At 64.9% G+C, this 14,483-nt stretch carries 12 protein-coding genes; 7 read left to right on the forward strand and 5 right to left on the reverse strand.

Annotation, left to right across the window (positions count from 1 at the left end):
* Window positions 1–182: 182 nt before the first annotated feature.
* Window positions 183–1,208: a LacI family DNA-binding transcriptional regulator gene (locus tag NKJ84_RS05230; protein WP_352505621.1), complete on the reverse strand. Its 1,026-nt coding sequence runs from the start codon at window positions 1,206–1,208 to the stop codon at window positions 183–185.
* A 196-nt stretch (window positions 1,209–1,404) separates the two neighbouring features.
* Here NKJ84_RS05230 and NKJ84_RS05235 point away from each other — a divergent pair, with 196 nt between their 5' ends.
* The 5 genes from NKJ84_RS05235 to NKJ84_RS05255 all read left to right on the forward strand — a co-directional run bounded on the left by NKJ84_RS05235 (window position 1,405) and on the right by NKJ84_RS05255 (window position 6,453).
* Window positions 1,405–2,439, forward strand: a complete 1,035-nt coding sequence (locus NKJ84_RS05235; protein WP_352505622.1) for a Gfo/Idh/MocA family protein — start codon at window positions 1,405–1,407, stop codon at window positions 2,437–2,439.
* On the forward strand, window positions 2,439–3,344 hold the full coding sequence (locus tag NKJ84_RS05240) for a sugar phosphate isomerase/epimerase family protein (RefSeq protein WP_352505670.1): 906 nt from the start codon (window positions 2,439–2,441) through the stop codon (window positions 3,342–3,344). Before NKJ84_RS05235 ends, NKJ84_RS05240 begins: the two co-directional genes overlap by 1 nt.
* Before the next feature lie 165 nt (window positions 3,345–3,509).
* Window positions 3,510–4,523: a substrate-binding domain-containing protein gene (locus tag NKJ84_RS05245; RefSeq protein WP_023676725.1), complete on the forward strand. Its 1,014-nt coding sequence runs from the start codon at window positions 3,510–3,512 to the stop codon at window positions 4,521–4,523.
* A gap of 86 nt (window positions 4,524–4,609) precedes the next feature.
* Window positions 4,610–5,407 carry an ATP-binding cassette domain-containing protein gene (locus NKJ84_RS05250; protein WP_352505623.1) on the forward strand — a complete coding sequence of 266 codons (798 nt, stop codon included), beginning with the start codon at window positions 4,610–4,612 and terminating at the stop codon, window positions 5,405–5,407.
* Window positions 5,404–6,453 carry an ABC transporter permease gene (locus tag NKJ84_RS05255; protein ID WP_352505624.1) on the forward strand — a complete coding sequence of 350 codons (1,050 nt, stop codon included), beginning with the start codon at window positions 5,404–5,406 and terminating at the stop codon, window positions 6,451–6,453. Before NKJ84_RS05250 ends, NKJ84_RS05255 begins: the two co-directional genes overlap by 4 nt.
* A 12-nt stretch (window positions 6,454–6,465) precedes the next feature.
* On the opposite strand, the gene NKJ84_RS05260 is transcribed toward NKJ84_RS05255, so the two are convergent.
* The gene (locus tag NKJ84_RS05260; protein ID WP_352505625.1) at window positions 6,466–9,189 is read right to left on the reverse strand and encodes an ATP-dependent helicase; all 2,724 of its coding nucleotides are present in this window, start codon (window positions 9,187–9,189) and stop codon (window positions 6,466–6,468) included.
* Between the two features lie 252 nt (window positions 9,190–9,441).
* Here NKJ84_RS05260 and NKJ84_RS05265 point away from each other — a divergent pair, with 252 nt between their 5' ends.
* Window positions 9,442–11,754: a glucose/quinate/shikimate family membrane-bound PQQ-dependent dehydrogenase gene (locus NKJ84_RS05265; protein WP_352505626.1), complete on the forward strand. Its 2,313-nt coding sequence runs from the start codon at window positions 9,442–9,444 to the stop codon at window positions 11,752–11,754.
* A 10-nt stretch (window positions 11,755–11,764) separates the two neighbouring features.
* On the opposite strand, the gene NKJ84_RS05270 is transcribed toward NKJ84_RS05265, so the two are convergent.
* Window positions 11,765–12,196 carry a hypothetical protein gene (locus tag NKJ84_RS05270; protein WP_023721154.1) on the reverse strand — a complete coding sequence of 144 codons (432 nt, stop codon included), beginning with the start codon at window positions 12,194–12,196 and terminating at the stop codon, window positions 11,765–11,767.
* A 9-nt stretch (window positions 12,197–12,205) separates the two neighbouring features.
* Complete coding sequence (locus NKJ84_RS05275) at window positions 12,206–12,355, reverse strand: hypothetical protein (protein ID WP_352505627.1); 150 nt, start codon at window positions 12,353–12,355, stop codon at window positions 12,206–12,208.
* Between the two features lie 271 nt (window positions 12,356–12,626).
* Between NKJ84_RS05275 and NKJ84_RS05280 the strand changes: the two genes are divergently transcribed.
* A complete protein-coding gene (locus tag NKJ84_RS05280; RefSeq protein WP_352505628.1) occupies window positions 12,627–13,526 on the forward strand; it encodes a dienelactone hydrolase family protein in 900 nt (299 codons plus the stop codon).
* Here NKJ84_RS05280 and NKJ84_RS05285 read toward each other — a convergent pair whose 3' ends face one another.
* Complete coding sequence (locus NKJ84_RS05285) at window positions 13,527–14,435, reverse strand: EamA family transporter (RefSeq protein ID WP_352505629.1); 909 nt, start codon at window positions 14,433–14,435, stop codon at window positions 13,527–13,529.
* Window positions 14,436–14,483: the final 48 nt, after the last annotated feature.

Raw genomic sequence — 14,483 nt, forward strand, 5'->3', positions numbered from 1 at the left:
TTGTGGGAGCAGGTGGATCGGCGCGCAGCGCCGAGACGGAAGAGGGGTGCTGGACGGAGTGCCTCGGTGCCGAGCTGGAGCACCCTCATCCGACCGAGCTGAGCCTGTCCTCTGGCTTGCCGAAGGCAAGACCCGTGGGCTCGGCCACCTTCTCCCCAAGGGGAGAAGGGAAGTGCCGCGATTCAATCGCTGTCGCGCGCGATCAGTTCCAGCGGCCAGACTTCACGGATGATGCGTGCGCCTTCGGCGCCGGCGTAAGCCGGGATCGATGCCAGCAGCATTTCGGCCAACCGCTCGCCCATCGGCTCGAGCGCCGGGCGGAAGCCGGTCAGCGCCGGCGAAAAATAGCGGCAGAGCGGGGTGTCGACGATGACGATCACCGCAACGTCGTGGCCGGGCCTGATGCCCGCCTCGGCCAGAGCCTTGCAGCCGCCAAGCGCCATCGCGTCGTTGTTGAAGATGATGGCCGTCGGCGGGTCCTTGGAGTGCATGACCTTCGGCATCACCGCGTAGCCGCCGGCCTCGTTGATGAAGCCGTCGGCGATCAACTCGGGGTCGAATTCGATGCCGTGCCGCCGCAACGCCTTGCGATAGCCGGCGAGGAACAGATAGCCGAAATTGAGGTCGAGCGACGGGCGGATGGCGGCGATGCGGCGGTGACCGCGCGCGACGAGACGATCGACCGCGTCAGCCCCGGCTTTTTCGAAATCGAGGTCGAGCGAGGGATAGGCATCGCCGCCGGAGCGGCTGCGGCCGAGCGTCGCGAACGGGAAACCGGCCTGGGTCAAATAGTCGATGCGCTCGTCCTCGCGCCGCGTCCAGGCCAGCACCACGGCATCGGCCCGCCGCGTCTCGACGACACGGCGCAGGCGCTCCTGCTGGTAGTCGCCCGGCGCGCCCATCACTACGATCAGGTCGAGGCCGCTTTCGGCGAGCTTGGCCTGCAACCCGGTCAGGAACGGAATGAAGAACGGCTCGCCATATTCCTGGTCGCCCGGATGAGGCTGCAGCATGAAGGCGATCGAATGGGTGGCGCCGCGCCGCAGGCTGCGGCCGGACTGGTTCGGCGAATAATTCAGCTTCTTGGCCGCATCGAGCACGCGCTGGCGTGTGTCGGCATTGACGTCGGCGCGGCCGTTGAGCGCGCGCGACACCGTGCCGATCGAAATATTCAGGTGACGCGCAAGGTCGTGAATGCTGGACGCCAAAGGACAGTTCTCCCCCTTGCTTGGCTAGCACCGGCTGCTCTCCGGGCCAAGCCGACGCCACGATTTTTCACAGCCGGCCAATTGACATTCTACGCCATCGGGTGTGTTCTCGTAAACGTTTACGGAAGAACGTTTGCGGCTCTGCCGTGAACGCCGTGACGATCGGTCTGGAGGGGCCGAGAGGGAGGAGTGCTGGATGATCAATGTCGTCCTGGTCGGCTGCGGCGCGATGAGCAAGGCCTGGCTCGATGCGGCCAAGCAGATCGACGGGCTCGCCATTGTCGGCCTGGTTGATCTCGACGCCGAAAGGGCGCGGGCAAGGGCGCGCGAATACGAGCTTTCCGGCGCCGTCATCGGAACTGAGCTCGACGCCGTGCTCGACCAGACCAGGCCCGACGCGGTATTCGACGTCGTGGTTCCCGCCGCCCGCCGCGAGGTCGCGCTTTCCGCCTTTGCCCACCATTGCCATCTCTTGACCGAAAAGCCGCTGGCCGACAGCCCGGACAATGCGCGTGCCATTGTCGAGGCGGCCCGCAGCGCCGGCCGCATCCATGCCGTCGTGCAGAACCGCCGCTATGTCGCCAATGTCAGGCGCATCCGGCGCTTTCTCGATTCCGGCGCCATTGGTGCGCCAACCAGCATCCACGCCGATTTCTTCGTTGCGCCGCATTTCGGCGGTTTTCGCGAAGAGATGCGCCATGTGCTGCTGCTCGATATGGCGATCCACACATTCGATGCAGCCCGCTACATGGTGGCCGGCGAACCGGCCGGCGTCTATTGCCAGGAGTGGGAGCCGGCCAACTCCTGGTATCGGCAAGGGTCGTCGGCAGCCGCAAGCTTCAACCTCGGCGGCGGCAAGCTGTTCACCTATGCCGGCAGTTGGTGCGCGGCCGGCTTCCGTACAAGCTGGGACAGTACATGGCGGATCGTCGCCGAGCGCGGCAGCATTGTCTGGGACGGCGCGGACGGATTGAAGGCGGAAGTCGTGCGGCCGGTCCGTGAAGGCCTGTTCGACCGCACCGAACCGATAGCCGTGCCGCCGCTCGACCCGGCAGATCGCGTCGGCGGCCATCTCGGCATCATCCAGGATTTCGTCCGCGCCGTCGAAACCGGCACCGAGCCGGAGACGCGCGGCGCCGACAACATCAAGAGCCTGGCCATGGTTTTCGCTGCGATCGAGAGCGCCGAAACCGGGCGCCGGGTCGCTATCGCTCAACAGGAGGGGTCATGATGCCAAACCCGCTGCTCGACATCAGGATCGGCACCATGGTGCGTGCGAACCTCGACGACCCGGCCGCCTATGTCAGGCAGATCCTGCCGCTCGGCTTCGAGAGCATCCAGCCGTTCTTCTGGCAGACGCTGGGCGGCAAGGACATTCCGCGGCTGGCGGGCGAGATCCGCGAGGCGATCGGCGATGCCGATGTCATCGTCTCGTCGATCGGCGTGTTCGGCAATCCGCTGGAGAGCGGCGAGATCGATCGCGGCGTGCTCGAGGCGTGGGAAACGATCATCGACAACGCGCATCGGTTCGGCACCAACATGGTCAGCGGCTTCACCGGCCGCATCCGCGGCAAGCCGCTGCCCGACAGCCTGCCGCGCTTCCGCGAGGTCTGGGGGCCGCTCGCCAAGCGGGCCGCCGACAAGGGCGTGCGCATCGCCTTCGAGAACTGCGCCATGGACGGCAACTGGGCCAGCGGCGACTGGAACATCGCCCACAATCCGGACGCCTGGGAGCTGATATTCAACGAATTGCCAAACGACAATCTCGGCCTGGAGTGGGAGCCCTGCCACCAGCTGGTCTATCTGATCGATCCGATCCCGCAGATCCGCAAATGGGCGCAGCGTATCTTCCACGTCCACGGCAAGGACGCGACGGTGCGCTGGGACGTGATCCGCGAACATGGCGTGTTCGGCCGCCTGCCGTTCGTGCAGATGCGCACCCCTGGCTTCGGCGACAGCGACTGGACGCGGGTGATCAGCGAGCTGCGGCTGGCCGGCTACAAGGGCGCCATCGACATCGAGGGCTGGCACGACCCGGTCTATCGCGGCGATCTCGAGATCACCGGCCAGGCGCGGGCACTGGATTATCTCCAACAATGCCGGGGAGGCGCGAGCTACCTGCCGAACCCGGTGTGAGGCTAATGCATGTCGCGCAAAAGTGCCCAGCGGTTTTGCGATAACGACATGCATAAAAACAGGACAAGCCGGCGGGAGGTGCCGGCCAGCGAAAGATTGCGGCGCAATGCCGAAGCAATCGTCAAAACCCCTCGGCTAGCGAGGGAACAAAGGGAGGATAAGTGCATGAGCATTACGATGAGAAGGACAGTTCTGCGCTCGACCGTCGCGGCGGCCGCGATGGCGCTCGCCGCCGCACTCTCGACCTTGCCGGCGCAGGCGCTCGATGCCCAGTGGTGTAAGGATGTCCATATCCGTTTCTTCGTCGGCGGCGCCGAGGGCGATGCCTTCGGCACGATCGTCTATAATGGCGCGAAGCAGGCGGCGGCCGATCTCGGGCCGAAGGTCGACTACATCTTTTCCCAGTGGGATGTCGAGAAGATGGTGCAGCAATTGCGCGAGGCTGTCGCGGTCAAGCCCCAAGGCATCGCCATGATGGGCCACCCGGGCGACGCCGCGATCATGCCGCTGGCCGAACAGGCGCACAAGGACGGCATCAAGATGATGTACCAGAACGTGCCGGTGCCGACGGTCACGGCGGCGTTCGGCGGCGGCTATGTCGGTGCCCAGCAGGAGCAGCAGGGCCGCGCGCTTGGTGCCGAGGCGGTCAAGCTGGCCGGGCTCAAGGCCGGCGACAAGGCAATCATGATCGGCCCGTTCGAGAACGAGAGCCGCGGCGCGCGCGAACGCGGCACTGTCGCTGCCCTCAAGGAAGCGGGCGTCGAGGTCATACAGCTCTCCTCGCCGCCAAGCGGCGAATGGGCTTCCGACCCCAATCTGGCCCTTCCGGTGATCACCGCGGCACTGCTCAACAATCCCGACGTCAAGGCGGTTGGCTATCCCGGCGGACAGATGCTGGGCAACGTCCCGACTTACATGCAGGCGGCGGGCAGGAAGCCGGGCGATATCTTCAACTTCGGCTTCGACACCAGCCCGCAGATCGTCGAGGGCTTCAAGGGCGGCTGGGTGCAGCTGACGGCCGACCAGCAGCCGTTCCTGCAGGGCTATCTGCCGATCCTCAGCCTCTGCCAGCAGGTTGTGCTGGGTCTCGCACCGATGAATGTCGATACCGGCGCCGGCTTCGTCACGCCGCAGAATTACGAGATCGTCGCCGAGCTCGCCAAGCAGGCGCTGCGCTGACCTCCCAAGCCGTCGGCCGGGATCGAGCCCGGCCGGCGGGACCGCCGGCGAAAAGGCCGGCACGCGACAATCAAGCGAGGATCGCCATGGCCGAACGCATCATCGAACTGCGCGACATCACCAAGTCCTACGGCCAGGTCTATGCGCTGGGCGGGGTCAATCTCAGCGTCGATCGCGGCGAGGTGGTCGGCCTGATCGGCGACAATGGCGCCGGCAAGTCGACGCTGATCAAGATCCTGTCCGGCGTGGTCAAACCGACCAGCGGCGAGATTCTCGTCCGCGGCAAGCCGGTGACCGGATGGAGCCCTGCGCGCTCGCGCGACGCCGGTATCGAAACGGTGTTCCAGGACCGGGCGCTCGCCGTGCAGCAGACGATCGTACGCAATATCTTCATGGGCCGCGAACTCACCGGCTGGCTTGGCTGGCTGAAGGTCAACAAGGAGATCGCGGAGGCGAGCCGGCTGATGCGCGAGATCGGCTTCACCTCGAAAGTGTTCACGCCACAGTCGATCGTCGGCCAGCTCTCGGGCGGCGAACGGCAGGGCGTGGCGATCGCGCGGGCCATCTATAAGAAGGCGGAGCTGATAGTCCTCGACGAACCGACGACCGCGCTATCGCTGACCGAGACCGCCAAGGTCTTCCACTTCGTGCGCCAGGTGCGGGCGAGCGGTCGCTCGATCCTGTTCATCGGCCACAACATCCACCACGTCTTCGATATCGCCGATCGCTTCGTGGTGCTGGACCGCGGCAAGGTCGCGCTCACCGCCGACCGCAGCGAGGTCAAATCGGCCGAGGATCTGATCAATTTCATGGAAGACGTCGCCCACCCCAGCGGATTGCCGGGGTTGCACGACGCGGGCGATGCAGGGAGGGCGGCACGATGAGCAAGACCATGGAACCCGATCTGCAGAGCCCCCTCGGCGGCACGCATAATGAGGCCGCCGGGAAAGAGTGGAGACACCCGTCCGACAATTGGCTGCGCGGGTTCATCCTCGACAACCGCGCCGCGCTCGGCACGCTTGCCGTGTTCATCGTCATGATGGCGGTGTTCATGATCGCCAACCCGATCGTGTTCACCACCTGGAATCTCTACAGTTCCGTGCTGACCACGCTGCCGGTGGCGTTGTTCGTGGTGGTGCCGCTGGTCTTCGTCGTCACTTGCGGCGAGATCGACCTGTCGTTTCCGGCGACAATGGGCTTTGCCTCATGGGTCTTCGCGCTGGTCGTGCAGGCCGGCTACGACCCGTTCCTCGGCATCGCCGCCGCAATCGTCACCGGCATGCTGCTCGGCTTCCTGGTCGGCTCGCTGGTCGTCTATGGCGGGCTGTCGTCGCTGATCGCCACGCTCGGCATGAATTTCCTGCTGCGCGGCCTGATCCAGATCATCAACGAGGGCAGGTCGACGGCGCTGACCGGCCTTGCCGACAGCTGGGCCTACAAGATCTTCTCCAGCCAGCTTTACGGCATTCCGGTGCAGATCTTCTGGGCCATCGGCTTCGTCGTGCTGTCGGCTCTGCTTTACAACCGCCATCGCTTCGGCGCGCAGGTCAAGGTGGTCGGCGACAATCCCGACAGCGCCCAGCAGATGGGTATCGACGTCAAGCGCGTGCGGGTAAAAGTGTTCGTCTTCGTCGGCATCGGGGCTGCGATCGCCGGCACCTTCTCGGTGATGATCAACTTCACCTGGTGGCCGACGGCGGGGGACGGATACCTGCTGCCGGTGCTGGCATCGGTGTTCGTTGGCGGCACCCCGACCTGGGGCGGCATCGGCACTGTTGTCGGCGGCGCGATCGGCGCGGTCACCGTCTCGTTCATCCAGACCGGCGTGGTGGCGGCAGGCCTGAGCGGCTTCTATGTCCAGTTCTTCAACGGCCTGATCATCATCCTGTCGCTGCTCGGCCACAAGTGGAACCAGGCGCGGTATCGCTAGCGCCCGGCGGCCTCACACCCCCGTCACAAACCCGTCCAGCACGCGTTTCTGGCCGGCTTTGTCGAAGTCGATGGTCAGCTTGTTGCCTTCGATGGCCGAGATGTTGCCGTTGCCGAATTTCTGGTGGAAGACGCGGTCGCCGACGCTGAAGGGGGACGGCGTGTGGGCGACGGATTTGGCGACCAGCTCGCCGTCGATGGTGCGCCCCTTGACCGAGGTGCGACCGGCGCCGTAGCCGGAGTCGGTTTCGCCATAGCCGATGCGCTCGACCTGGTGACCGGAGCGCGTGCCCCAATTGCGGTCGGTCGCCTCGGTGCGGTTGGCTTGGGCGCGCTGCCAGCCCGGTGTCGCATAGGTGCTGGAGAAAGCGCCGGATTTTTCAGCGCCGTTATTGCCGCCAATGTTGTCGAAGCGCGATGCCCCATAAGGGTTCTGCCTGCCTGCACTTTGGCCTCCACGACCGGAGGCGAACGAGCCGCCGCCATAGGCATTGCCGTAGCCGCCGTAGGAGTTGCCGCTCTCGGAAACTTCGACATGGGCTTCCGGCAGCTCGTCGATGAAGCGTGACGAGATGGTCGATTGCCAGAGGCCGTGGATGCGGCGGTTGGAGACGAACCAGATGTGCAGGTTCTTCTTGGCGCGGGTCAGCCCGACATAGGCGAGGCGGCGTTCCTCCTCCAGCCCTGAGCGGCCGCCCTCGTCGAGGGAACGCTGGTGCGGGAACAGCCCTTCTTCCCAGCCGGGCAGGAACACGGTTTCGAATTCGAGGCCCTTGGCCGAATGCAGCGTCATGATGTTGACCGCGTCGAGCTCGGCATTCTGCTCGGCGTCCATGACGAGTGCTACATGTTCGAGGAAGGAGCGCAGCGATTCATACTCCTCCATGGAGCGGATCAGTTCCTTCAGGTTTTCCAACCGTCCCGGTGCTTCGACCGAGCGGTCGTTCTTCCACATATCGGTGTAGCCGCTCTCCTCAAGAATGGTCTCGGCGAGCTCGGTGTGCGGGGTGGTTTCCAGCGCCTTCTGCCAGCGCTCGAAATTGGCCGCGACCTCACGAAGTGCGGCGCGTGGCTTCGGCTTCAGCTCGTCGCTCTCGGCGAGTTTTGCCGCCGCCTCCAGCATCGGGATGCGCAGCGCCCGTGCGGTGTCGTGGATCTGGCGGATGGTGGCCTCGCCAAGGCCGCGCTTCGGCACGTTGACGATGCGCTCGAAGGCGAGGTCGTCGGCGCCTTGTGCGACGACGCGGAAGAAGGCCAACGCATCGCGGATTTCGAGGCGCTCGTAGAAGCGCGGGCCGCCGATGACGCGGTAGTTGAGGCCGAGCGTGACGAAGCGGTCCTCGAATTCGCGCATCTGGAAGGACGCGCGGACGAGGATCGCCATGTCGTTGAGATTGTGCTTCTGGCGCTGATAAGCCTCGATGGTCTCGCCGACGGCGCGGGCCTCCTCTTCGGAATCCCAGGCGGCGTGGACATGCACCTTCTCGTCGTCCTCGGCGATCTTTTCGGTGAACAGCGTCTTGCCGAAGCGGCCCTCATTGTGGGCGATGAGGTGGGAGGCGGTGCCGAGGATGTGCGCGGTCGAGCGATAGTTGCGCTCCAGCCGGATGATGGTGGCGCCGGGAAAATCCTTGTCGAAGCGCAGGATGTTGTCGACCTCGGCGCCGCGCCAGCCATAGATCGACTGGTCGTCGTCGCCGACGCAGCAGATATTTACGGTGGACAGGCGCGGGCTTCCCTCCCCCTTGAGGGGAGGGTGGCCGGGCGAAGCCCGGTCGGGTGGGGTCCGTGCGGCAGTGCTTGACCTACCGGCGGCAGTGCTCGACGCTCTAGCGGTGCCTTCTGCGGCAACCCCCTCCGCCCGCTTCGCGGGCACCTCCCCCTCAAGGGGGGAGGATTGCGGCCGCTGTGCCAGCAGCCGCAGCCACATGTACTGGGCGGTGTTGGTGTCCTGATATTCGTCGACGAGGATGTAGCGGAAGCGCTTGTGGTATTCCTTCAGCACGTCCGGATTGCCGCGGAAGATGCGGATCGGATGGCACAGGAGATCGCCGAAGTCGCAAGCGTTCAGCGTTTTCAGCCGCTCCTGATAGGCCTTGTAGAGCTCGCGGCCCTTGCCGTTGGCGAAGGGACGGGCATCGCCCTCGGGGATGTCGGCGGGGCCAAGGCCCTTGTTCTTCCAGCCGTCGATCATCTGGGCGAACTGCTTGGCCGGCCAGCGCTTGTCGTCCAGCCCTTCGGCCTGGATAAGCTGCTTGATCAGGCGCACGACATCATCCGTGTCGAGAATGGTGAAGTCGGATTTGAGCCCGGCCAGCTCGGCATGTCTGCGCAGCAGCTTCACTCCAATCGAGTGGAAGGTGCCGAGCCACGGCATGCCCTCGACATTGCCTTCACCGATCAACAGGCCGATGCGCTGCTTCATCTCGCGCGCCGCCTTGTTGGTGAAGGTGACGGCGAGGATCTGCGAGGGGAAAGCCTTGCCGGTGGCAAGGATGTGGGCGATGCGGGTGGTCAGGACGCGCGTTTTGCCGGTGCCGGCGCCGGCCAGCACCAGCACCGGGCCTTCGGTGGTTTCCACCGCCAGCCGCTGCTCGGGGTTGAGGCCGTTGAGATAATCGGGCGCGTTGTTCTGGTTGCTGCGGGCAGCCATGGCGCGCGCGGCAATGCCCGACGGGGCCACGGGCCGCGCGTTCGGTTCCTCAAAAAAGGGCATGTCTTCCGAAAAGCCGGACATCTCCCCCCGAATGTAGTGATTCGGCAGCGAAAGGCCAGAAGTGTCTCCGTTTTGTTCTCTGTCCAGTCGGTGGACTCACAATCTGGATGGGTCTGCTAACCAAAACGCCGGGCTTGCGATGGGCCGGCACCGTAAAACGCCGAGCTTGCTTGACAGTGGAAGCGGGCCGGAGAAAGTTGCGTGGGGGCAGGAACGCAATGCGGGGTTGCCCATGGACGCGTCGCGGAGCGCACCAGTCGAAGGAGCACCGTCTTGGCTGTGGTCATCACCTCCCTGATCCTTTTCCTCATCGGCCTGGCGATTGGCGGCGGCGGCATCTGGCTCGTGACGCTGGGCGGCAGCTGGTACTACGTCATCGTCGGTCTAGCTTTCCTTGTCGCGGCCTGGCTGCTCTACAGGCGCAGATCCACGGCGCTGTGGCTCTACGCGGCGATCGTGCTCGGCACGCTCGCCTGGGCGGTTTGGGAGATCGGCTTCGACTGGTGGGAGCTCGGCCCGCGCGGCGGCATCATCGTGCTTGTCGCGCTATGGCTGTTGACGCCATGGGCGCGGCGCGGGCTTACCGGTCCCGACGGACGCGCACCGCTTATCCTCGCCGTACTGGCATCGCTTGCCGTCGCCGGTTATTCGATGACGACCGATCCAAAGGATATTACGGGTGAACTCAACACCGACAAGGTGACGCCGACGGCCGATCTTGGCGGCAACGTGCCGGCTGGCGAATGGCACTATTACGGTCGCACGCAATACGGCCAGCGCTATTCGCCGCTCGACCAGATCACCGCCGAAAACGTTGCCAATCTGCAGCCGGCCTGGACCTATCGCACCGGCGACGTGAAAGGGCCCGACGACATCGGCGAGACGACCTATCAGGTGACGCCGCTAAAAATCGCCGACACGCTCTACATCTGCACGCCGCATAATTTCGCCATCGCCATCGATGCCGCGAGCGGTAAGGAGAAATGGCGCTTCGATCCGCAGGTCAAGCTCAACAAGGACCGCCAGCACCAGACCTGCCGCGGCGTGGCCTATTATGCCGATGCCAAGGTCGCCGCCGGCCAGCCCTGCGCCACACGCATCTACCTGCCGACATCCGACGCCCGGCTGATCGCGCTCGATGCGGCGAATGGCCAGGTCTGCCCGACTTTCGCCGAAGGCGGCACGCTGAACCTGCTCGCCAACATGCCATATCCGAAGCCGGGCTATTATTATTCGACCTCGGCGCCGCTGATCGTCGCCAACAAGATCATCGTCGGCGGCGCGGTCAACGACAATTATTCGACGCAGGAGCCGTCCGGGGTCATCCGTGCCTACGATGCCGACACCGGCGCGCTGTTGTGGAATTGGGATTCCGGCAATCCGGACCAGACGACGCCGCTGCCGCCGGGCCAGACCTACACCAACAACTCGCCCAACATGTGGTCGACGGCAAGCGCCGACGAAAAGCTCGGCCTGCTTTATGTGCCGCTCGGCAACAAGACGCCGGACCAGCTCGGCGCCGGGCGCAGCGCCAATGACGAGAAATTCTCCTCGTCGATCACCGCGCTCGATCTCAACAGCGGACAATTGCGCTGGGTGCGGCAGACCGTGCACCACGATCTCTGGGACATGGACGTGCCGGCGCAGCCGACGCTGGTCGACATCACCACGGAAAGTGGCGTGGTGCCGGCGCTGGTCGGGCCGACCAAGCAGGGCGACCTCTATGTGCTCGACCGGCGCAGCGGCGAGCCGATCGTTCCGGTCAAGGAAGTGCCGGCGCCGGGCGGCGCGATCGAAGGCGACCATACCTCGCCGACGCAGCCGGTCTCGGATCTCAGCTTCAGTCCGAAACCGCTGACCGGCGCGGATATGTGGGGCATCACCATGTTCGACCAGCTGGCCTGCCGGATCGAGCTCCGGAAGTTGCGCTATGAGGGCCGCTACACGCCGCCGTCGCTGCAGGGCTCGCTGATCTACCCCGGCAATTTCGGCACCTTCAACTGGGGCGGCGTGGCAGTCGATCCGGTCCGGCAGGTGATGTTCGGCATGCCGACATACCTGGCGTTCATCTCCAAGCTGGTGCCGCGCGCCGACGTGCCGCCGCCCGGCGACACCAAGGGCAGCGAACAGGGCCTGAACCGCAATGACGGTGCACCTTACGCAGTAATATTGAAGCCGTTCCTGTCGCCGCTCGGCATTCCCTGCCAGGCGCCGCCCTGGGGCTATGTGGCGGGTGCCGACCTTCGGACCGGAAAGATCGTCTACAAGCATCGCAACGGCACCGTCTACGACATGACGCCATTGCCGCTGCCATTCAAGGTCGGCGTGCCCGGCATTGGCGGGCCGATGATCACTGCCGGCGGCGTCGCCTTCCTCGGTGCGGCGGTCGACGACTATGTGCGCGCCTATGACCTGACGACCGGCAAACAGCTCTGGCAGGCGCGGCTGCCGGCGGGCGGGCAGTCGACACCGATGACCTACACGGTAGCCGACGGGCGCCAGTTGGTCGTCATCGTTGCCGGCGGCCACGGCTCGGTCGGTACCAAGCCGGGCGACTATGTGATGGCCTATACGCTGCCGAAATAGAGAAGTTCCTTCAGAGCCCGAGATGCCCTTTCAGGTCGGGTACCGATGCAAGTACCTCACTGGTCAGCTGCGGGCCGGCGGCTGCCTCGGCCTGCTGGACCAGCATCGTGCCGGCCTGGCTGATCTGTGCCAGCGTAAGGCCTGATGCCTTGAGTATGGCGACGCCGTTGATCAGCGCGCCGGTCTTTTCGCCGAGAGCGCCGCCGAGCGCGCCCTCCAGCGAGGACAGGAGGCCACCACCGGAAGCCGCGCCGGGAGCCATGACATCATATTGCTTGGCCAGGGCGTCGGCTCCCGGGATCTTGGCGAAGAAGCTGGACAGAGTCGTGCCTTCCGCCTCGTGTTCGAGCACCGAGAAAATCGTGCCGGCGATCTTTTCCGTCAAAGCCTGGTTGAGACCGGATTTCTGGGAGACGGTGTTGATGATGTCCTGAACGTCCATGACCTTTCCTCACGCTTTGGTGTTTGCGGGCGGGTGCCGGTTGGCGCGGATTTGGATCAACGATCGTTTGAATGCGGTGAAGGCAGTGAACCGCAGCGCCAGCAAAGCCATAGCGGCGAGGGCGAACCCACTTGCCAGAAGCGGGGAGGGAAAGGTCATGGCATATTCCTTCGTCGTCAATCAGGCATTCTTTTCCCGCCAAATGGCCATTCTAGTTCGCCAGATGGCCCGAATGAGGCATAGCCCGGTAACTTCTTTTTACATCGTGGCGCGTGCATTTAGCATTGCCACAAAGGACCAAAATTTAACGACAGTGCGGCGCGCGGCATCACGGCCCTCGTGCAGGGACTTATGGCAGCCTCACTCCGCCGTGACTGGACCAGGCAAGCTTCGGCTCTATGTTGCCGCGGGGGCCCACGAGGAGCGCGCCATGACAACACCTGCCGGACCCACTGCCGCCAAGCCTGTCATTACCCAGGCGATGATCGATGCCTATGACGAATACACGCATCTGACGCTCGACCGGCGGCGCTTCATGGAGCAATTGACCAGACTTGCCGGATCGGGTGCGGCAGCTGCCGCGATCGCGCCGCTGCTGGCGGCGAACTCGGCCCAGGCGGCAATCGTGGCGGAAGACGATCCGCGTGTGAAAGGCGAGGACATCAGCTATCCCGGCAGCGGCGGCGAGATGAAGGGCTATCTGGTCAGGCCGGCGGACCAGACCGGCAAGCTTGGTACCGTCATCGTGGTGCATGAGAACAGGGGTCTCAACCCGCATATTCGCGACGTGGCGCGGCGCGTTGCGCTGGAAGGGTTCGTGGCGCTCGCGCCGGACTTCATGACACCGCTCGGCGGCACGCCGGACGATGAAAACAGGGCACGTGACCTGTTTTCCCAGCTCGATCCAGCACAGGTCGCCGCCAATGCCGTCGCAACGGTCGCCTACCTCAAAGGCTACAAGGACGGCAACGGCAAGGTCGGCGCCGTCGGCTTCTGCTGGGGCGGCGGCACGGTGAACATGCTGGCCGTCAACGCGCCGGACCTCGCCGCCGCCGTCGCCTATTACGGCATGCAGCCAAAGGCCGAGGACGTGCCGAAGATCAAGGCCGCGCTCATGCTGCATTATGCCGGCCTCGACACCCGCACCAATGCCGGCATCGATGCCTTCAAGAAGTCACTCGACGCGGCTCATGTCGAATACTCGGTCTATGTCTATGAAGGCGCCAACCATGCCTTCAACAACGATACGTCGGCGGCCCGCTACGACAAGAAGGCGGCTGACCTCGCCTGGGGCCGGACGATCGCTTTCCTCAAGGAGAAGCTGAACTGATCAGGTGGGCGCCGGCGCCGGTTTGTGAAGGGCGACGCCGGCCACCACCAGCGCGATGCCAACGCAGTCGGTGAGGCTCGGCACCTGCCGCAGCACGATGACGCCGATCAACGTCGCGGTGACCGGCAGCAAAGACAGCATCAGCGCGAAGCTGGAGCGCGGCAGCCGCGACATGGCAAGCTGGTCGCATATATAGGGAATGACCGACGAGCAGATGCCGACGCCGACCGCCGCAAGCAGCAGCGGCGGCGCCGAGAAAGCCGGCAGAGCATCGGCGAAACCGATCGGCAGAACGACGAGAAGGGCGACCGCCATGGCGGCACCCAGCCCGACGATGCCATCGCCGGCGCCGCCGCGCGCGACGCGGTGGCCGAGCACGATGTAGCCAACGAACAGCGTGCCGTTGAGGAAGGCCCAGAACAGGCCGACGGGATCGCTCGACCATTTGACGTCTATCAGCAACAGGGTGCCGGCGACAGCGATCGCGAGGGCGGCGAGATTGCGCGGGCTTCTGAGGCCAACAAGCGCAACGGCGATGGTGCCGACGAATTCGATCGCCGCCACCAGCGAGATCGGCAGCCGGTCGAGCGCCAGGTAAAACGAGCAATTCATCACCCCAAGGCAGACGCCGAAGGCCAGAAGCAACAACCGCGTCGAGCGATCGGCGCGGGCGAAGACCGCCCATGGCCGGGTCAACGGGGCAAAGACGAGTGCCGCGGTGGCGATGCGCAGCCAAGCCATGCCGAGCACGCCGACATGCGGGAACAGCAGCACCGCGAAGGCCGGTCCGAGATAGTGGAACACGGCGCTGACGCCGAACCAGAGATGCGGCGGGACCGCGTTTGCCAAGGTAAAGGCGGGGCCGGCGAGTGCCGGACTTGCTGCTGGGGCTTGCGTCCGATCTTGCATGGGATCAGTATCGCAGGCGATTTTTGCCATTGATATGGATGATGGCCG

Origin of the sequence: Mesorhizobium sp. M0048, assembly GCF_040323405.1 — a bacterium.
Taxonomy (GTDB): domain Bacteria; phylum Pseudomonadota; class Alphaproteobacteria; order Rhizobiales; family Rhizobiaceae; genus Mesorhizobium.